A 21,081-nucleotide genomic window follows, 5' to 3' on the forward strand; every position below is an offset into this window, starting at 1 on the left:
ACTGTTTATGAAAAGCAATCAAATCCGATTCCTATGGGGAGTGCTGTGTGCTTTAGTATTTATCCCGACATTCCTCTTTGCCCAAAACCAGGCCACTATTAGTGGTAACGTAAAAGACAAGACATCAGGCAATGCTCTCCCAGGCGTTAGTATCGCGATCAAAGGCAGCAATATTGGTACTGTAAGTAACAACAGTGGTAATTTTCAGCTGAAGACTGCACATGGGTTTCCGTTTACATTGGTGTTATCCTTTGTGGGATATAAAACCGAAGAAGTAGCAGTAACCGGCCCTACAACAACTATCAACGTTCAGATGGCCTCCAGCGAGATCCTTGGACTCGAAGTAGTGGTAGCTGCCAGCCGTGTACAGGAAAGTATCTTGAAGTCGCCGGTATCAATCGAAAAGCTGGATTCGAGGGCCATCAAAAACAGCCCCGCTCCTACTTTTTATGATGCCCTTGCCAACCTCAAAGGCGTGGAGATGAGCACCCAGAGCTTAACCTTCAAATCCGTTAATACACGTGGTTTTAACGCCAACGGAAATACGAGGGTTTTACAACTGACCGATGGTATGGATAACCAGGCACCAGGTCTTAACTTCTCTGTCGGTAATATCGTGGGTATTTCCGAATTGGACATGGACAACGTAGAGTTGATCCCAGGTGCTGCATCTGCCCTCTATGGCCCTAATGCACTGAATGGTATCGTACTGCTCAACAGTAAAAACCCATTCCAATATCAGGGGCTGAGTGCCAATGTGAAAACTGGTATTCTCAGTGAAGGAGGCCGGACCACGCCTACAACCGGTTATTATGATATCGCACTTCGTTATGCAAAAGCATTTAATAACAAATTTGCATTTAAATTAAACTTTGGCTATCTGAAAGCAGATGACTGGCAGGCTTATGATAAACGCGATCAGAGCATTCAGAATGGTCATACCCTGAAAGACGGCACCAGGGCTAATAACGAGGCCTACAACGGTGTAAACGTGTACGGTGATGAACACTACGAAAACATGACCAGCACTATTTTCTCACAAGCCAATACTCCAACCAGCGCATTAGCTCAACAGCTGGCTTACCTCTCTGGTACTACCTTTGGGGGAACAGTAACACCACAGCAGATCATCGCGGCAGCAATGCCTACCGCCGGTAACGGTTATGTTACCCGCACCGGTTATGATGAAAGCTCCGTTGCAGATTACAATACCAAAAACCTGAAATTCAACGCCGCGTTCCACTACAAAATTCATGAAAACCTGGAAGCGTTGATACAGGGTAGTTATGGAACTGGTACTACTGTTTACACCGGCGCCGACAGATACTCTATCAAAAACTTCCGCATGGGCCAGTACAAAGCGGAACTGAAAGGTTCTAACTTCTATGTACGCTTGTATACCACGCAGGAAAGATCCGGAGATAGTTATGCGATCGGTACCCTGGCTTCCGGCATCAATGAGGCCTGGAAAACAAGTCAGCAATGGTATGGTGAATACTTCTCCACTTATACCACCGCAGCTGTAGGTGCTTTTGCACAAGCCTATGGCGCAGCACTGGCAGGAGGCGCAACACCTGCTAATGCTTATACAGCGGCACAATCAGCCGTAAATGCAGCCCGCGGCACACTTGCCACCGCAGCAAGAGCGAAAGCAGATCAGGGCCGACTGTTGCCAGGCACGCCTGAATTCAATGCAGCGGCAGACAAAGTAAAAAGCAAACCGATTCCTGGCGACGCTACCGGTGTAGGCGCAAGGTTTATGGATAAAACAAATCTCTATCAGGGAGAATTTATGTACAACTTCAAAGACCTGGTAAAGTTCGCTGAAATCCTTATTGGTGGCAACTATCGCGTATATGCACTAAATTCTGAAAAAACACTTTTTGCTGTTGATGATAATGGCAATGAGTTCCGTGTTAAAGAATATGGTGGCTATGCACAAATCATGAAAAATATACTCAATGAACACGTTAAACTGACCGGTTCCATTCGTTATGATAAGAACCAAAACTTTAAAGGACAGTTCAGCCCTCGTTTATCAGCAGTATATACCTTCCTGCAATCGCATAACATCCGCGCTTCTTACCAGACAGGTTTCCGTATCCCAACCAACCAGGACCAGTACATCGATCTCGTAACGCCACAGGCGCACCTTATCGGTGGACTTCCGTTCCTGCGTGAACGTTATCACCTGAACACAGGTCCGCTGTATACACTGGAATCTATACAGGCTGGTAAACCTGCACAATATACTTTCAGGGATTATGAACCAGAAAGAATCCGTGCCTGGGAAGTGGGTTATAAAGGCTTGTTTGCAAATCGTGTACTCGTAGACGCTTACGTATATACGAATAACTTTAAAAACTTCAACGGCCCTCAAATCCTTGTGCAGCCAACTACTACAGGACAAAACATTTTCTCTGTACCAGTAAGCTTCGATAAGGATATCAAATCATGGGGTTGGGCACTGGGTATAGATTATACCATGCCGCATAACTTCGTTGCCGGCGGTAATATCTCTTATAATGAATTGCTTAATGCCAACGACCTTGGTAGTTTCCTGCCAATGTATAACACACCTAAAGTACGCTACAATCTGTATGTTGGAAATAGAAACATTGCAAAATCTAATATAGGCGTTAACGTTACCTGGAGATGGCAGGATAAATTTATCTGGCAGTCTAGCTTCGTAAACAACATCATCAACGTGATGAACCTGGGTGAAATCCCTGCCTATGGTACCTTAGACGCACAGGTTACTAAACTGTTCCCTAAGATTAAATCTACCATCAAATTGGGCGGCGCTAATATCCTGAACAAACAATATATCCAATCATGGGGTAACCCTACTGTTGGTTCTCAGTGGTATATTTCTCTGGGATATAATCTCTGATAATTATCTTATCAAGAAATAAAAAAACGGCCGCCTCCACCAAGTAGAGGCGGCCGTTTTTAATTCAATTAAACGCGTTAATATATCTTTACAGATATATTATTCCTAACCTTCCAGTTTACCAATGGAAAAATACCGCTATAACCTATGAAAAAGATCATTGCTATCCTTGTTGCAACATTATTATTAAACGCCTGTAACTCGGGCGGGCGGGGTAATACATTGAATGGAAAAAAACTTTACACCCTTGTTGTTGGTAAAGGCGACAATCCATTCATTTTTGAAAGCGAGATGGATTTCCTTTCCGACAAGGCTGTATCTATCCAGCATGTTTTGGCAACTTCTCCAAAATATTTTCAAACACAAGACAATGGGGTCATGAAAGGACTTTACAATAAAATTGACTACTCTTACACATGGGAGCAATCTGTTCTGACATTGGTTAGGTCGCAACAAACAACCTTGATCAGTAAACTTACTCCTATTGGGGATGGTATGTATGAAGGTACAGAGCGTGATCACTATTATACTACCAGTATTCTTGGACATTTTGATGCACCTTCCACCAGAGAACGTGTAATTAGAGCATACAAGGATTTAAATCTTGACGAGCCTACAGCAGCCGAAGTAGATATACTAATGAACCTGTTGACTGGCCAACGGAATGCAGATGGGGACCTTATTCAATAATATTTGATCTGTCTAAAAGTCGGTCAGGTAATTCCTGACCGACTTTTTTTGTCCGTATATTCGCGCCCTAAATTAAAATTTGCTGTATACATCAACTATTCAATACCTATAATGAGAAAGATCATTGCAATCCTGTCTGTAGCTACTATGTTTAGCGCCTGCACCATTAAAGTTATTTCTGAGACGATGGATAAATCACTTACCGGGAAGACACTTTATACACTCAATTTTGACATAAAAGAAGGGCGCATTACAATTTATGAAACAGCAGTAAGTTTTATTTCTGACACTACTATGTCTACCAAAGTCACTTTATATGCCAGGAAGGATGTATTTCTTAAACAAGGCGATGAGGATATAAAACAGCTGTATGATACTTCGATGATGCATTACGCTTATAAGGATTATGTGCTGAGCGTTCATGCTCCAGGAAGAGCCCCGTATAGTTCTACCTTGTATAAAGCAGGGGAAGGAATAATTACAGACTCAAATGGAGGGACATATTATACCACCAGTATGTTAGGTCATCTGAATTCACCGGCCACAAAAAGTCGGATTAACAAATTGTTAGGGCTATCGCCACAACTACCTGCTAGCACGGTGGATTCAGTAATGAAGCTGCTAAATGCCCCGAGAGATAAAGACGGAAATATTATTCAATAACAATAGAAGCCAGGCGATATGCCAAGCTTTAATGTAGATATTTTAGTTTGATAACAAACTTAAAATCTATTGAAAGCAGCTATTTACGAGGATATATATTCTGGTATAGAAAATAAAAAAGGGCCGACTTGTTGAAAAAACAGGTCAGCCCTTTTTATTATAACGTTGCACCTACAAGATATTCCACCAGGGCTTCTCGTTGTCGGATGTATTAGTATTGTTTGTTGTATTTGGTTTGTTTGTATCTGTTGCAGTTTCAGGTAGAGGATCGACTGGTTTGGCCGCTGGAGCAGCTTCGTTCTTCCACATGGCCTGGGCTTCTGCTTTGATATCATTGCGCTGTAATAAGACGCTCAACTGGTTCTTTAATTTTACTCCTTGTTCCGGCTTCACCATCGCTACGAAATTAGCATATCCTTCCATGCTGCTGATGATGTTACCTTTCCCCCAACGTTTATTGGCAAGACCAGTTAATTCGATCTGATGTAACAGCGCTCTGAATTTACGCAGTGTGGCGCGGTCGAGGCTCAGTTTTTCATTCACCACAATTCCGGTTACTTCGTGTTTATCCCCTTTGCGCATAACTTTCAGCTTATCAGGATGCAATACGAAGCCTTCCTCTGCCACTACTTTTTTTGTAGCCCAAAGCAGCTGACCAACCTTAGTCGCTGCCTCTCCTTTTGCAGAGAAAGTCATATCGTCGGCATATCGCGTATACGCGTAACCGTATTTAGCAGAAAGACCTTCAAAGCGCCTGTCTAATTTAAAACAGATGATATTAGTGATAGCAGGACTGGTGGGCGCACCTTGTGGCAGCCTGCGCTCCGTTTTAGCGACGAAATATTTGCGGTTGTCCAGCATAATTTCATCCACATCCGGCTCTGTGCAAATAAGGCTCAGTATCGTTGCTACCTGTTCACTGTAACCCAGTTTACAAAACAATCCTTTCACACGTTTATAGGCAATAGAAGGAAAGAAATCTTTCAGATCAATATTGATGACCACATCTTTTCCAATATGCGGAATGGCGTTGGTAACGATAGATTTCCCTGGCACGAAACCATTGGCGGAAGAACTGTTTGCGATCTTATACAATATATTTTCCAGTATCCAATGTTGCGCAGCTTTGAGCTGTGGCATTGGTGCAGAGATCACACGGGTACCACCAGATTTTTTCGGAATCTGGAAGCGCTGATAATGTGTTTTATGTCCTACTGTTCTGTTGAAGGCAAGGAAGCGAAGCTTACCCAGAGATAACTGCATGCCATTGGCTAAATCTTGTGCAGTATGCCATACCGGCAAATTGAATTTGCGCAGTTGTGCTTCATCAGAAACTTTTTTATTAAGACCAGCGGATACATTTTCTCCGAGGTAAACGATGTCTTGTTGTTGCTGTTCTGCCCATGCGGCAGCACGAGCGATACGCTTTTCTTCGTTGCGTTGTTTGGTTTCCGCGCGTTTAGCTTTTGCTTTGGCCATGCGTGCTTTACGCATTTCCGTTAGCATCAGTTGCTTGTTGCGATAGCGGTATTTCTCTTGCAGGAGCTGATTCAGCTCTTTATTGAGTGCGCCTTCCTGCTTAATGAGGACTTCCGGTACAGAAGGTTTTTCTACATTTCTTTGCCAGAAACCAAGTCTTACCATTTCCTCCAGGATATACTCCTCTTTGGAAGACTCACGTATTTTATCGTATAACTGTTGACGGGTTAAACCTTCAGGCATAGTAATTCACTTAAAATTATTACTACAATCAATTAAAGTAAAGTGACAATGAGAATGGTGTGGAGTGTATGCCTTGCCGTGGGGGAAGAACAGAGATTTATAAAGAGGAACAGGCGCTTCGTGCAAGCCATTGACTAAATCAATCAACTCCAGGGAGGGGCGTACTAGTATGATATTTGAGCCCCAGGGGCTTGTACAGTAAATATCATACTAGTACGCCCCTCCCAAAGTAAAGATTGCATTTAGTGAAGCATGTATAGTCAAAATACCCGAATGACGAAACATCATTCATCTCCGTAAGGAGCGCAAGTGCAATCAATTCCCCTTTATAAAGATCTTTGTATTAATTGAGACGGCAAGATATACAATAATTTTTAATTACAAAAAGATGTAATAAAAATTATTTGGAACTAAACGCCATTCTTATTGCCAGCATGTGTTTACAAGGTCCTTTGTATAACTTGTTCTGACGGAAGAAATCACAATCACATTGTGGATTGGTCATTCTTTCATCTTTATCAATTACAATGGTTGGATGATAAGTGGCATAAGGTGTGGCAACGCTACCTTTCAATTGTAGCCCCACTCCTTCTATCTGGTCTTGCTGATAAGCAATCTTGGATTGCTTCAACAGTTCCTGTGCCTGCTCTTCTTCTGCACTGCTATAACGCAGCATATCCATTGGCAATGGTTCTCTGCTCAGTTCACGCAGCCTGTATAATCCTGAATGCAGATCATAAATAACTTTTCCTGCCTGTGTGAAGAGACTCAGCGCGCCCAATACTGTTGTTGTGTTCAAACCTGCAGCTGTAGCCAGGTCTGTAGGCGTCGCCATCCATCTTGTCTGAAGTGCTGCATACACTTTTTGTTTGTCGGCAGTACTAACTTCTGCTCTTGGCGCCATCAGATCAAACTGTCCAGCTCTTGACCAGTCGTTGGTTGTCCAGCCGGAAAGGCCGAGTGTAAACTGCATGTCTCCCAGGTCTGCCACATAGAAAGACGGAAGACCACTACCCATGAGGTGTACCGTGAATTTACGGGCAATAGGAATCAACCTTTCCAGTATCAACAATCTTCTGCGGCCCCAGATCCTGATTTCGCGTGCATGGGTTCCTTTGTATAACGATCTCGCACATACGATTTCCTGATTCCATGGTTCGAAGATAGCTTTCACCGGTTTGCCTGGTTCCAATACAAAACGAATACTGCGTGGTCCTTTCTTCTCCTTAAACCTGCGTAACCAGGAACAGAAATTATATACATCCATTGGATGCAGATCAAAGGTAGCAGCAGGCAGTGTCATCGCCGAACTTACCTGCAGAAAGCCACGTACCCAGCTATCTGGCAAGTCAATCTTTACTTCATGGTAAAGTTCTTCCTGACTTGTTTGCACCTGGAATCCTCCCGGATCAATTTTAAAATCAGTTTCTTTATAATCGCGTATCTTCTGAAATTCATTATATAACGCCGACGAATAATCGATGTTGGTGGTACCACATTCGAATTCGTTGACTTCTTTGAATACGTTGTAGCTGGCACTCAATTTACCGTACGTAGATTCGTCCTGGCTGAAGCATTCAAAGAACAATTCATCCGGGTGTACGCTGATCACCGGGTCAAGTACAAACCAGGAATCTTTGTCTTTTTCATAGAGGTAATCGAAGTAATGACGTCTTGCCTTATAGAAGGGCGACATTACTTTATCTTTCTCCTCTCTGATAGCACGTAGCTCTGTTTCGAGGGCTGCGATCTTTTCACTGGCGGCTTCGGCATTATAGCCGTTCATGTATTCTGCCAGCCATAGGGCTTCCTGCTCTGCGGCCCATTCCTTATAAGCGGTTTTATCTTTGGGTTTGAAACGCAGGTCAGACACCACCACATCATGTAATGCGGAGATGGCCTCCCTGAACGCGATCTTTTTATTCAGCTTACCTACAAAAAAAGTTGGCTGACGAAAAGTATCCGGCGCAAAGGAAATGCCTGTACCGGATGCATCGCTAAACACCTGGGAATTACCACTATATCTGTAGTTAAATAACATAAATGGATATACGTTTTATTGCGGACGCACAGGTGCTTCCACGAATACTATCGGTAGTTGTACATGATCAAATTGCTGGCTGATATTACGCATGATGCTGATACATCTGGCTTTATCGCCAATGGCCACGGTAGCGGAAATATCGGTAATCAGGCTACCAATGAAGGCAGCGGCTTCCGGCGATTTCATGGCTTCTCTTTCCAGGAAGAGGAACACTCTTTCTTTTGCTACGCGGGCTTTGTTTACACGGGTAAGTACAGCCCTGAAATAATGTTCCAGCTGACGGATATACTCCAGGTTACCAGCGGCATATTGACTCAGATAGTTGGTAGCAAACTGCTGCATGGCCGCACTAGGGTGCTGGCTCAGTTTCAGCAGGTATTGTACACCATCTTCCGTCTTGAAGAAGCGCATGAGCAATTCCCGTCCAAATTGCTGGATATCGGGTCTAACGCTGTCGGCTATACCGATTAAACTTTCCGGCGTCCAGTCTTCCTCTTGGAAGTTATCCCTAAAGAAGCGGATGGCAAAAGCACGGGTATCATCCCATTTGCTATCCAGTAAGGCTACTGCTGTATCTCTTTCTGTTTTTATACGTGGCTGTTGTGTACGGAAGAAAGTCCAGCACCATTCTCTTACCTGTAAGAGTTCGTGTGCTCCGGCAGCAATCACCTGTTTTAAAGTCAGGGATGTGGCAGGTATATATTGTTGTAATAGGATAACACCAAATTCTTGTGCCGGTCTATAGTTGGCATATAGTAAACGAAGAGCAGTGGCGGTATCTACCTCTTGCAAATAGTTACCTAGCGGGCCACTCAACAGTGCGGCAATGTCTTCATGCATGCCGGGTGCTTTCTCTGTACGCATCAACAACGGCACCAGTTCATTCACCAGCCAGAGGGCGAGGCGGTTGTCCTGGGTTACCAGCCTGGCTACCAGTTGAGCAGCCTTTTGCCTGATATCTTTATACTCATTGGTACATGCGCTGAGGAGAATTTCCGGTTTATTGATAACAGGTGCGTCTCCAGCTTTGAGGAGAATGTTCCAGCCGGCATCACGTACAGGCCTATACGAATTTTTAAGCAGTTTATTTACGAGTACATTGGAGATCTGTGCGAAGTCGAAGTCGTGGTCGCGGAGGAGCAACAACCTCGCGGCAAAGGCCTGTACTGCTACTGAGGATTGGTCCATCAGGTCTGCGATGACTTGCATATCCAATTGCGAAAGTGGTGCAGCACAATAGTATTCTACGAGCTGGCAGCAATCAGTAAGGATGGCAGTTTGCACTTCGTTGAGCTCACCAACTTTCATCAGGCGGGCAATGGCAAATCCGGCGAGGTCCTGTTGTTGCTGGGCAGGAACCGCAGCAGGGTCCAGGTTGGCTTTCAGGAACTTTCTGACATCTTCATAATAGCAGAAAATCATATCCAGCAGCATGCCTGTATCTCCGAAACACAGGGTACCAGCGGCTTTAATCCATTCCATGGCCTGGGCCCTCGCCTCCTCTAATGGACTAGCGATCATTACCTTGAGTAATGGAATGGATGGATTGGCTGGATTATATTTTTCTCTTGCCAGCTCCAGGCCGAACAAGGAAGGAATTGTAAATCTGTTGGCGAGCAAGCCACCTATAACGTCTTCGCCCATACGCTCTTTCATCGCGCTGAACTCAGGGTGTGCGCGTAGCTGCTCCATGGCAAAAGCATGCACCGCTTCCATCTGTCCACTGATCAGGAGCTGCAGAAATGCCTGTGGCAGTTGGTTCCAGAGGGCAAGAAAAGGTATGCTGCCATGTTCTTCTACGGATGCAGGTGCAGTTGCTTTGAGTGCGGATTCCGCGGATTGTGGCGGAACGCCAGATGTGGCTTGCTGTTTATCTACCCCCAGCCATCCGAAGAGTTTTTTCAGGAGACCACCGTTTTCATTGGCTTTTAGCAAGTCGGGGTTAGGCTGAATTACTGGCCTTCCGTTTTGCGTCTGCGCAGCTTGTTCCTGTGGTTTGAAAACCCATTCTTCCTGGTGGGCGCGGTATTCTAATGTATGATCGTTGCCTCTTAATATGTAATTAAGGTAGATAGCTTTCGAACTTTCGGGGTACTGGCGTTGCAAGGACTGATAACGGCCATTCTGATAACCATAATAACGTTGTTCGTAAGCTTTGGTAAAATCCGTTTCCTGTGCATAGTGCAGCAACAGTGAGGTCGCGTACCGTACATATTGTACATCGCCGGCCTCTCCCAGCCTTTTCAGGTTACGGAAGGCTCTTCTATTGAAGTATTTGCGGGTGCGGTTAGAGAAAGCAATACGGCTGGTAGGTTTCTTTAACTCCGTTTGTACTTTAACGTTAGCATTGATTTCCTGGATGAAAACACTGGATGGTGAATCTTCATAATATACCACCGGCACATTAAACATCGGCTGTGTTTTCTGGATACGATGTACCAGCAATGCCACGATCATATAGTCTTCCCGCATTTCCGCCTGCTTATAAATATGACGGATATGGCGGAACCAGGATGGCCGTAGTGGTAAGCGTACCAGCGTATGATACATGGAATGCCATAGTACAGGTACCGCTGCGGATATCAGGTACATTTCTTCCAGGATATTATAATCTGGCGCCTGTTGTACCACAACGAGGTTATAAATCAGTGTGATAAGGTCTGGTATGGAGCCTTTTGCGATAGCATCCTGCAATACCTGCGGCATACCTGCGATGATCTGCTGTGCGAAGGTGGTGCGCTCATCGGGTGACATGAGCATGAGCATACCATTGGCAGCCAGCATGCGGATATTGAGCGGATAAGAGCTGTTTTCGTAGTATGCTTTCAGTGTTGGGATGGCCACAGGATCACCGGCGCGGGACAATGCCCAGATAGCCGAATAACGTTGCAGCGCATCTTTTCTGTCGCCCTGCTTAATAATATAAGGTACAGATTCCTTGATATGCAATTCACCGGCTCTCCATATCACCCTGGAAGTTTTCCAGGCGCCTTTACCGGCAGGGTTGCCCTGCAGACGGCGTAGGATCGCCTTATGACGTGGATTGGTGACTGCATCCAAAATAGCGGTGCTATCGGCATCCGGTTGGGCTGCCTGTTCTGATTCCTGTTCGCCTATATAACCTTTGCTCCTTTTTTCTTTTTCCAGTGCATCGAATATGGTGGTTGCGCTGGCAAGGTTTACCGGACTGGTGGTTTTGGTACCTTCTTTCAGGGCACCGCCTCTTTTACCGTATCTGAAGTTGACAACATATTGATCCGGGGCGAGTTCACACAAGTCGATTTCATAGGTTTTATCTGAGTTCCCTTCCCGGAAGAAGAGCTTCACGTTCCTGACAAATTTCATGAGTTAACCTGAATTAGTCAGCTAAGATATGAATTTCAGGCAGAGTTTGGAATCCTTATGTATTTTTATTTTTGCTTATATTGGTTTTATAAACAATATAATAATCAACAAGATAAGAAGAAATAGCGAAGGGCCGATCTCTACCAGGTAGAGACCGGCCCTTCAGATTTTGTTGTAAGCTTCATGAAGAATATGAAGTCTTGTTGTATATAGATATTAAGACTATACGTTAAAACGGAAGTGCATTACATCACCGTCAGCTACGGTGTACTCTTTACCTTCGATACGGAAGCGGCCATTATCGCGGGCTGCAGATTCAGAGCCAAATTTCACGTAGTCATCATATGCGATTACTTCTGCTTTGATGAACCCTTTTTCGAAGTCGGTGTGAATTACGGAAGCTGCCTGCGGTGCTTTCCAGCCTCTGTGGATTGTCCATGCGCGCACTTCCTGTACACCAGCGGTAAAGTAGGTGATCAGCTGGAGTAGGTCGTATGCAGAGCGGATAAGGCGGTTCAGGCCTGGTTCTGTCAAACCATATTCAGAAAGGAACAGTTCTTTATCGGCAGGTTCTTCCATTTCGGAGATCTGTGCTTCGATGGTGTTGTTCATCACGATTACGGTTGCATTTTCAGCTTTAACACCTTCTTTCAGGGCTTCGGAGAATTTATTTCCGGTGAGCAGTGAACCTTCGTCTACGTTGGCAACATAGAGCACAGGTTTTGAAGTGAGTAGGAAGAGATCAGCGATAGCAACACTGTCTTCTTTGCTCAATCCGAGTTCGCGGATATTGCGACCTTGTTCCAGGTGTTCCTGGCACTGTTTAAGTATTTCGTATTCTCTTTTCGCTTTAGGATCGCCACCTGTTTTAGCCATTTTCTCGGTACGTTGAATTTTCTTTTCAACGGATTCGAGGTCTTTCAGCTGTAATTCGGTATCGATGATGCCTTTATCACCCACTGGGTTGATGGCACCTTCTTCACGGAGAATATTATCATCTTCGAAGCAACGGATCACATGCACGATGGCATCCACTTCACGGATATTAGCCAGGAATTTATTTCCCAGGCCTTCACCTTTACTGGCGCCTTTCACCAATCCGGCGATATCAACGAATTCGATAGTAGTTGGTACTACCCTGTTAGGTTTCACCAGTTCCTCCAGTTTCTGTAAACGGGAATCTGGTACATCTACCAGACCAACGTTTGGTTCTATCGTACAGAAACGGTAGTTGCTGGCCTGTGCCTTAGCGCTGTTACTAACCGCGTTAAACAATGTTGATTTTCCTACATTCGGCAGTCCTACAATTCCAACTTGCAAAGCCATTTTTTAAAATTTGCGCAAAGATAATGTTTTCTTTTTGTCTTGCAAAGCCCGAAATCGCTTTCTGTCAAGGCCTTACGGATAGCGGCTTCCCGACAAGGGAAGTAAGCACCCTGGCGGGCCAGAACTTTCCCAGGCCCTTGTCTATATGCTGGAAAAAACTATCTTCACGCATTAAACAACCGAAAACTAATGGCTTTAAACTACGTCTGGCTGGCATTTTTCCTTATATCTTTTGTTGTCGCCGTGTTTAAAACGTTCATCCTGCAAGACACGACCGTGTTTGGTGCGGTGATGAATGCAATGCTCTCCAATGCAAAAACAGGCGCTGAAATTTCACTTGGACTAGCCGGTATCATGACCTTCTGGTTAGGTATTATGCGGGTGGGTGAAGCTGGCGGTATGATAGATCGTTTTTCCCGGTTTGTCAACCCTTTCTTTTCCAAGCTTTTTCCAGGTGTTCCTAAAGGCCATCCTGCCATGGGGTCCATGCTGATGAATTTTTCTGCCAGCATGCTGGGGATGGACAATGCAGCTACTCCAATGGGGCTAAAAGCGATGAAAGAATTGCAGGAGTTGAATAAGGACAAAGACGGTAAAGAGAAAGATGAGGCCAGTAATGCGCAGATCATGTTCCTGGTGTTGAATACCGCTGGGGTGATCCTCATCCCTACTTCCGTCATTGCCTTGCGATTATCTGCGCATGCACAAAATCCTGCGGATGTATTTATTCCTATCCTGATCTCTACATTCATTGCATTTATTGCAGGCATGATTACTATAGCCATCTACCAGCGTATCAATCTTTTCAAGCTACCTGTATTGATTTTTTTAGCTGGCTTCGTATTGATCGTTAGCGGTTTATATTATTGGGTGAAGAATATGCCACCAGAAGAAATAGGTCCCAAGACAGCTAGTCTGGGCGGCGGTATTATCTTTCTGATCGTCGTTTCCTTCCTGACTGCAGGTATCCGAAAAAAGATCAATGTATATGATGTTTTTATTGAAGGCGCCAAAGAAGGGTTTAATATCTCTGTACGTATCATCCCTTACCTGGTAGGTATCTTAGTAGCGATTGGAGCGTTCCGCGCCACTGGCTGCATGGATTACCTGGTAAACGGCATCGGTGCACTCTTCGCCTGGATGGGACTCAATACTGATTTCGTACCTGCGTTACCGGTAGCACTCATGAAACCATTGAGTGGCAGTGGTTCCCGTGCCCTTATGGTGGAAATCATGGAACACAACGGCCCCGATTCATTTGTAGGCCAACTCGCCAGCATTATCCAGGGCACCACAGAAACTACTTTCTATATTCTGGCAGTATACTTCGGCTCTGTGAATATCAAGAAAACCAGATATGCATTAACAGCAGGATTAATTGCTGATTTCTGTGGTATTGTTTCCGCCATCTTGTTAGGTTATTTATTTTTCCATTAATAGTACTTTCAAAAAATATATTACGCAAAAAGGGCCACCAATGGTAGCCCTTTTTGCGTCGCTGGGAGTTATTTTTTTGCGAATTGCCTATCTGGCAGTTCCTTCATTCCAGCCGGAAATATTTTATACTTATGCCATCGCATCATACTTTCCCACCTTCTCTTCCATCGTCACATCCTGGTCTTTGCGTATCTGCATTTTTATGTACACTAATAACTGTGAAGCACCTGCTTTAAAACATACTTCCTGCGCTTTTCTTACCACTTCCATCAGCTCTTCATAGGTTCCTTCCATCACCGTTTCGAAAGGACATACTCTGTACTTCACGCCTGATTCCTTGATCACGGCAATGGCCTCGTCTACTACGCTATAAACCTGTTCTGAAGGCACAGAAGGGATGATCTGAAGCGCCAAATTGATAGTTTTACTCATCTTTTACTCTTTTACTTATTTATTGATTTACAATATTTTATTTCAGGTCAACAAATGTCTTACTTTAACAAAACAATTGATTTTTCCTATGTCCTGTTGCACAAATATCTATCTAAGTTCAATATCTTCTTAAAGTTTCACACAAACAAATACACGATATCTACCTAATAATCAATTATTTATACAAATACAACTTCAACACTTACACGTCCTTCTTCTTACTTTTGTCTACCACCCCATAAAGGTCTTTTCGTATATCCTTTCGCGTTTGAACGCTGCCAAATGTATGCAGTTCTTTCAACAAAACCAGATCGACATCCGCTATCACTACCATCTCTGTATTGGGAGTTGCATCAGCCTTAATACCTGTTACCGGAAACTGAAAATCGGATGGCGTGAGTACACAACTTTGTGCATACTGCAAGTCCATATTATTGACTTTTGGCAGGTTGCCAATGCATCCGGAGATAGCCACATAACACTCATTTTCGATAGCTCTGGCCTGCGCACAGAAACGCACCCGGTTATAGGCATGTTGTGTATCGGTCATGAAAGGTACAAAAAGTATCTGCATCCCCTGGTCTGCCAGTATTCGACTAGGCTCCGGAAACTCGACATCATAACAGATCTGAATACCAACCTTACCACAATCGGTATCAAAAACCTTGATCTCACTACCACCCTTTATGCCCCAGGCCTGCACTTCGCTAGGTGTTGGATGGATTTTCAAGTATTGCTCATAGGTACCATCACGGCGGCATAAATACGAAATATTGTACAACAGCTCATCGATAACGATAGGCATGCTACCGGAAACTATATTTACGTTATAAGAAACTGCATGCGCCAACATTGCCTCGCGGATTTGCTCCGTATAACGCGCCACTCCGCGAATGGCTCCTGCTGGGTCCAGCTGGTTAAACTCTGCCATCAACGGCGCATTGAATAGCTCAGGAAACACGACGAAGTCGGACCCATAATCGCTTACTGCATCAATAAAATATTCCACCTGCTGCAAAAAGCCCTCCATGCTGCCATAATCCCGCATCTGCCATTGCACCAGGCCTATACGCACGGTGGATTTGGTATAGCGGATATTGTCCCTATCCGGTTCATAGTAAATGTTATACCACTTCAGCAATGTCGCAAAACCTTTGCTGGCCTCATCACTAGGCAGATAGTTCCGCAAAATCTTCGTGACCTGGAAGTCGTTGGAAAACTGGAAAGTGAGTGTGGGATCATAGATCTCCTTGTCCCGGACTTTACGGATATATTCCCGCGGCGTAAGCTTGTCTGCATAATTCTCATAGTTTGGGATACGGCCGCCTGCCACGATCCCTTCCAGGTTTAGTTGCTCACAGAGGTTCTTTCGGGCATCATACAAACGCCGTGCAAGTCGCCGGCCACGGTATTCCGGATGCACAAACACCTCGATACCATACAGCACATCCCCTCTGGGGTTATGAGTATTAAAAGTATAATAACCGGTGATCTGCTCATAAGTATGGTCATCTCCAAACTTATTATAGTCAACAATAATCGACAGCGCGCAACCTACTACCTTCTCATTAACGGTAACGGCTATCTGTCCTTCGGGGAAAATGTTGATCAGTCTGCGAATCGTTGGTTCTCTCCAATAACTACCCACCATATCGGTGTAAGCGGAAACCATAGATTCCTTCAGATCGAAATAGTCCTCCACTGTGAGATTTCGAATTTCTACTATATCAGACATAACTGGATGATTATTCTATACTTAATTTAAGTTATTTTAGGCAGATAAATACGGACACACAATAGCGGCTGTTTCCAGCCACCTTAACGGTAACTGAAAGTTTCGTAGATTTTCACTACCTTTCAGCTTCCAATAATTTTACCCATCCTTCCTCCGAAACACCAGACCCTTATTTCAACGATTAATTAGCATTTCTTATGCCTGTTCAAAACCGTGACATAGTTGTCATTGGCCTTCAGCCCTGGTATACCCCTATTGGAAGTAACTGTAAAAACATTGCCACGGAGTTTTCCAAACATAACCGCGTTTTGTATGTGAATGTTCCGCTGGACAGAAAAACAATTTATACGGAAAAGTCAGATGCCAACATCCTCCATCACAAGGAAAGGCTGCAGGCGAAAGACAACTCCCTGGTGCAGATTAGCGACAATATGTGGAACCTCTATCCGCTTTCTGTCATGGAATCCGTCAATTGGTTACCTTCCACCAACCTGTTCAGGATCTTTAACAAAATAAACAACCGTCGGTTTGCTGCGGCTATTGCTGCTGCCGTTAAATCTTTGAATTTCAAGGATATTATATTATTCAATGACAATGATATCTTCCGGGGATATCATCTGAAAGAATTACTTCAACCAGATATTTACATCTATTATAGCAGGGATTATCTGCTGGCGGTGGACTACTGGCGCAAACACGGGCAAGTGATCGAGCCACTGCATATTGCAAAGGCAGATATAGGCGTTGCCAATTCCAAATACCTGGCAGACCGGCTAAAATCGTATAACCCTAACAGTTATTATATAGGTCAGGGTTGTGAGCTTGGACTTTTTAATCCTGAGCTGACGATTCCGCGTCCGGCAGACTTACCGCCTGCTGATAAACCTATCCTTGGCTATGTAGGTGCATTGACCAGTTTAAGGCTGGACATTTCTCTATTGACGGAGATGGCTCGCAGGCAGGCGGATTGGAACTTTGTGCTGGTTGGTCCGGAGGATGAGGATTTCAAAAATTCCGCATTGCATGGTTTGCCTAATGTTCATTTTTTAGGCAGAAAGGCGATGACAGCATTATCCGGTTATGTAAAATATTTTGACGTGTGCATGAACCCTCAGCTGGTGAATGATATGACGGTTGGTAATTATCCGCTGAAGGTAGATGAATACCTGGCAATGGGCAAACCGGTGTTGGCTACGGCAACACCGACGATGGAGCTGTTCCGGGAACATGTGTACCTGGCTGCTAACGTCAACGAATATATGGAAATGGCTATGCAGGCATTGGCAGAAAACAATGCTGAGCGAGCGGCCATTCGCCGTTCCTTTGCCTTATCGCATACCTGGGAGAACTCGGTAGCCGGCATTTACGAGGCGATTGATTTATATGAAAAGGCCCGTCTCTATTGAGTAGAGACAGGCCATCAACAAGTTGATAAATAGCATCAGAATTTAACCAGTCGCCCCGTCCATTTAAAACTGGTATCTCCTAAAACTTCTATCAAATGGATACCATTAGGCAGGCTGCTGACATCCAGATCGATATAAAAGTTCCCTCCTAACGGGTACGCATATGTGAATTCACGGACGCCGCTCACGGTATAAATGGTTACCCATATTGCCCTGACAGTAGGGTTTTTCAGGTCCAGCCGTACTTTTGCCCTGGTAGGATTTGGATAGAGGCTGATGATATTGTTGGTAGAATTATTATCATTTGTATCTATTACGCTCACTTTTTTGGTGGCCGTACCGGATAATCCATCGTTGTCTGTTACCACCAGTTTAAAAGTATAAGTCCCTAGTGGCATATTAGCCACACCAGCTTTAGCGGAAGCCGGGGAGCTGATGGTTACCGATGGGCCACTGGTCTGCGTCCAGGCGTAGGTAGCTATAGTACCATCCTGATCATAACTGGGTGTTCCATCCAGTATGATACTATTCACCGGCAGTACGATAGTGGTATCAGCGCCGATGATAGCCACGGGCGGGCGTTGTCCTGCTGCAGCATCCTGCACGGTTACCTGTACAGTTGCGGCACCAGACAAGCCTCCATTATCTTTAGCCGTTAACTTAAACACATATACACCTTTGACCAATCCGGAGACTACTGTTTTTGCCGTTGCCGGAGATGAGATGGTTGCTGCGTTAGGGCCACTTACCTGCGACCATGCATAAGAAGCTATCGTGCCGTCCGGGTCCATGGTAGCCGAACCATCTAGCTGGGTGGAGTTGGCGGGCAAAGTCAGGATAACATCCGCGCCTGCGTATACCTGCGGTGGCTGGTTAGTGGTAGTACTATGATATTCATAGGCTCCAATATCAATACCATTTCCTTGCGGCCTGGTCACGCCATCGAAATCGATGCCCAGGTTTAAAGTCTGGGAGACGTTGGTGCCAGAATCTATCAGCGGCGATGTGGATTGCAGGTGATAATCCTGTGCGGCAGCATTTACAAATTTCACATCATCTGCCTTTGTATAAAATGGATTATGTGAGAACTCATATTTAATGGTGCAATCAGTATTCCATATATAGAAACCAGGATAAGGCTTATCAGCTCCTGCGCCTTGTGGCTGTACGATTACGTTGTTAATAATTTTATGGCCGGGTACACCACCACAGTCATAAACTGTGCCGCCTCTCAATACATTAACGAATGTATTATTATAGACCCATGCCGATACTGGTTCAAAGACGGGCCTGTCTGCCACCAGGAAACCGCCTGCATTGATATTGATGGCTACATTATTATATGCTCTGCTGATGCCTGAGCCGAAGAAGCAGAGCGCATCTCCATAACCATTTTCGATATGGTTATTGTATACATCAACCCTTGTACCTGGATTCATTATGATCCCATAACTATTGGGATTATCATGGTTTTTTCCGTAGTTGACAACGCGGTTGTGGTGAATGATATTATTGCCATCATAGGCCATCCCAACCTGGATACCGTCGTTGCCCATGTCTTGCAGGTCGTTGTCGTATACCTGAAGATTTGCCACGTGATGAGAGCGGATACTATCGCCGCAAGGCAGCTTTGCGATATACCAGGAGTTACCGATATAAAAGCCTTCGTTGCTGGAAGTCCGGCCTTTGATATGGTGGAATTTACAGTTTTTCATGACATAGTTGGCTTCCCAATATTGGGGTGCGCCGCAGTCCATGGTAGTTTTGGCTACGATGAACATGCCTGCATCATGGATATAGACATTATGTACATCGAAATCGGAGCTGCCGTAAGTCCAATACATGGCAAACATGGGTTCATTACGAAGGTTACTTCCTTTGATATCGAAGCCATATTCGAGGCCGGGGTCGCCGGTGCCGGTGAATTCTACGAACTTACTGTTTTCGATTTGTACGACAGAGCCCCACTGGTTTCCTTTGCTGCCTACGCCGAAACGTACCAGGCCGCCACAGTTGATAATAACAATGGGTTTTTCAGCAGTTCCTTTAAGCCAGGCAAGGTTCATATCCATATAGTCGCCTGCGGGGATACAGATGGTATCGCCGGGTACGAGACCTAGCTGGTTCATGGCATCCGGGTAATAGAAAGTAGGGTCAGATCCGTAATTGGTTTTCAACACCACGCGTTTATTCGTTGGCGTAGTAACCGGAGGTGTAGTGGTTGGAGGAGTTACCACAGTTCGTCGTTTATCTTTACTGTATTGTAACATCCATTCATAAACGTTCATTCCGTTTTCACGATAAGCGGGATCATAAGCTTTGGACCATGCGTCATGTCCGTTGGCATTGAATACAGTGAGTTTTACCTGCGGATCGCAGGCAGGAACGTATGCATTGATCAGGGCTTGCCAGTTTTGCGAGTAGGAAACGGGCACGGTACCGTCGCCGGAGTTGTGCAAGGCCCAGATAGGTAAGTTATTGGAGGCTGCTATTACAGCAGTGGCAGGAAGCGGGGTTCTTAGGGTGCCGGGATCATAGGCACCGGCAATAGGAACGATGGCTGCAAGTCGGTTAGCCGCGTAATTCTGTGCGGTAGCATATCCCCAGGTTTCACCGCCGCCTCGACTAAGGCCTGTGAGATATATTTTATTGGTATCGAGGCGGTAATGTGCCTTCGCGTAATCTATTATTGAATCTATGTCGCTGACAGAAGCGATTCCATGAAACTGTGGGCACAATACTACGAAGGAGAAGGTATTATTATTTACTGTAAACGTAGCTGGCCATTTGCCCTGACTAATCAGTTTGGGCGGTCCATTAGCGATTACGCGCATAATATCTGTGGTACCATTGCCTTCTTCATCGAGGCCATGACAAAATATTAGCAACGGATATTTTGTATTGGAGGTTGCATAGTCCTGTGGTAAAGATTCCAGCAGTCCTGCGGGGTTATTGAAGCCTGTAACACGAGGGGTTAGGGCGCCCTGTTGGCCATATAGCCTGCCAGTGCATAGCACTATTGTTAGTATCCAGATCCCCGTCACAATTTTCAATCTCTTATTGAAACTATTGAGGTTGTCCATAGTAAGAATGGTAAAGTTTTTCCCAGATATGTTCGATGATTTAAGCGTTCGTCAATCATTCAGATGTTACAAATTAAAAACATTTCTCTCAACAAATAGTAATTTTTTTTCATATATATACCAACAAATAATAAAGCATAAATTTTTAATATGTTTATAGTACAGATGATCAACATATTATCATTTAATATTATTAGATATTAAAATCATCTATTTATAAAAAAAAGTATTATCTTGTGGGCAAAATCGTGGATGGACAACCTTCACGGGAACTATGCCCCAGGTCATGTTTGTTAAAAGTCCAC

At 44.6% G+C, this 21,081-nt stretch carries 12 protein-coding genes; 5 read left to right on the forward strand and 7 right to left on the reverse strand.

Annotated elements, in window-relative coordinates:
* The first annotated feature begins 7 nt into the window (after positions 1–7).
* The 3 genes from ACE38W_RS12310 (at position 8) to ACE38W_RS12320 (ending at position 4,246) form a co-directional block, all read left to right on the forward strand.
* Complete coding sequence (locus ACE38W_RS12310; RefSeq protein ID WP_375831230.1) at positions 8–2,893, forward strand: TonB-dependent receptor domain-containing protein; 2,886 nt, start codon at positions 8–10, stop codon at positions 2,891–2,893.
* 147 nt (positions 2,894–3,040) lie between these two features.
* The gene (locus ACE38W_RS12315; RefSeq protein ID WP_375831232.1) at positions 3,041–3,583 is read left to right on the forward strand and encodes a hypothetical protein; all 543 of its coding nucleotides are present in this window, start codon (positions 3,041–3,043) and stop codon (positions 3,581–3,583) included.
* Between the two features lie 111 nt (positions 3,584–3,694).
* On the forward strand, positions 3,695–4,246 hold the full coding sequence (locus tag ACE38W_RS12320; RefSeq protein WP_375831234.1) for a hypothetical protein: 552 nt from the start codon (positions 3,695–3,697) through the stop codon (positions 4,244–4,246).
* A gap of 171 nt (positions 4,247–4,417) precedes the next feature.
* On the opposite strand, the gene ACE38W_RS12325 is transcribed toward ACE38W_RS12320, so the two are convergent.
* The 4 genes from ACE38W_RS12325 to ychF all read right to left on the reverse strand — a co-directional run bounded on the left by ACE38W_RS12325 (position 4,418) and on the right by ychF (position 12,683).
* Positions 4,418–5,968 (reverse strand): reverse transcriptase family protein, encoded by a 1,551-nt coding sequence (locus ACE38W_RS12325; RefSeq protein WP_375831236.1) that lies wholly within the window; start codon positions 5,966–5,968, stop codon positions 4,418–4,420.
* A gap of 400 nt (positions 5,969–6,368) precedes the next feature.
* The gene (locus tag ACE38W_RS12330) at positions 6,369–8,009 is read right to left on the reverse strand and encodes an SWIM zinc finger family protein (protein ID WP_375831237.1); all 1,641 of its coding nucleotides are present in this window, start codon (positions 8,007–8,009) and stop codon (positions 6,369–6,371) included.
* 15 nt (positions 8,010–8,024) lie between these two features.
* Positions 8,025–11,357 (reverse strand): hypothetical protein, encoded by a 3,333-nt coding sequence (locus tag ACE38W_RS12335; protein WP_375831239.1) that lies wholly within the window; start codon positions 11,355–11,357, stop codon positions 8,025–8,027.
* 222 nt (positions 11,358–11,579) lie between these two features.
* Positions 11,580–12,683: a redox-regulated ATPase YchF gene (gene ychF, locus ACE38W_RS12340; RefSeq protein WP_375831241.1), complete on the reverse strand. Its 1,104-nt coding sequence runs from the start codon at positions 12,681–12,683 to the stop codon at positions 11,580–11,582.
* 189 nt (positions 12,684–12,872) lie between these two features.
* On the opposite strand from ychF, the gene ACE38W_RS12345 reads away from it, so the two are divergent.
* A complete protein-coding gene (locus tag ACE38W_RS12345) occupies positions 12,873–14,120 on the forward strand; it encodes a nucleoside recognition domain-containing protein (RefSeq protein ID WP_375831243.1) in 1,248 nt (415 codons plus the stop codon).
* 129 nt (positions 14,121–14,249) lie between these two features.
* Here the strand turns inward: ACE38W_RS12345 and ACE38W_RS12350 are convergent, their stop codons facing one another.
* Together ACE38W_RS12350 and ACE38W_RS12355 are read right to left on the reverse strand one after the other, a co-directional pair.
* Positions 14,250–14,552 (reverse strand): MTH1187 family thiamine-binding protein, encoded by a 303-nt coding sequence (locus ACE38W_RS12350; protein WP_375831245.1) that lies wholly within the window; start codon positions 14,550–14,552, stop codon positions 14,250–14,252.
* Between the two features lie 202 nt (positions 14,553–14,754).
* Positions 14,755–16,287 carry a GNAT family N-acetyltransferase gene (locus tag ACE38W_RS12355; RefSeq protein WP_375831247.1) on the reverse strand — a complete coding sequence of 511 codons (1,533 nt, stop codon included), beginning with the start codon at positions 16,285–16,287 and terminating at the stop codon, positions 14,755–14,757.
* A gap of 197 nt (positions 16,288–16,484) precedes the next feature.
* Here ACE38W_RS12355 and ACE38W_RS12360 point away from each other — a divergent pair, with 197 nt between their 5' ends.
* A complete protein-coding gene (locus ACE38W_RS12360) occupies positions 16,485–17,693 on the forward strand; it encodes a glycosyltransferase (RefSeq protein ID WP_375831249.1) in 1,209 nt (402 codons plus the stop codon).
* 35 nt (positions 17,694–17,728) lie between these two features.
* Here the strand turns inward: ACE38W_RS12360 and ACE38W_RS12365 are convergent, their stop codons facing one another.
* The gene (locus tag ACE38W_RS12365) at positions 17,729–20,776 is read right to left on the reverse strand and encodes a choice-of-anchor Q domain-containing protein (RefSeq protein ID WP_375831252.1); all 3,048 of its coding nucleotides are present in this window, start codon (positions 20,774–20,776) and stop codon (positions 17,729–17,731) included.
* Positions 20,777–21,081 lie beyond the last annotated feature (305 nt).

This window comes from Chitinophaga sp. Hz27, assembly GCF_042263525.1.
GTDB lineage: Bacteria > Bacteroidota > Bacteroidia > Chitinophagales > Chitinophagaceae > Chitinophaga.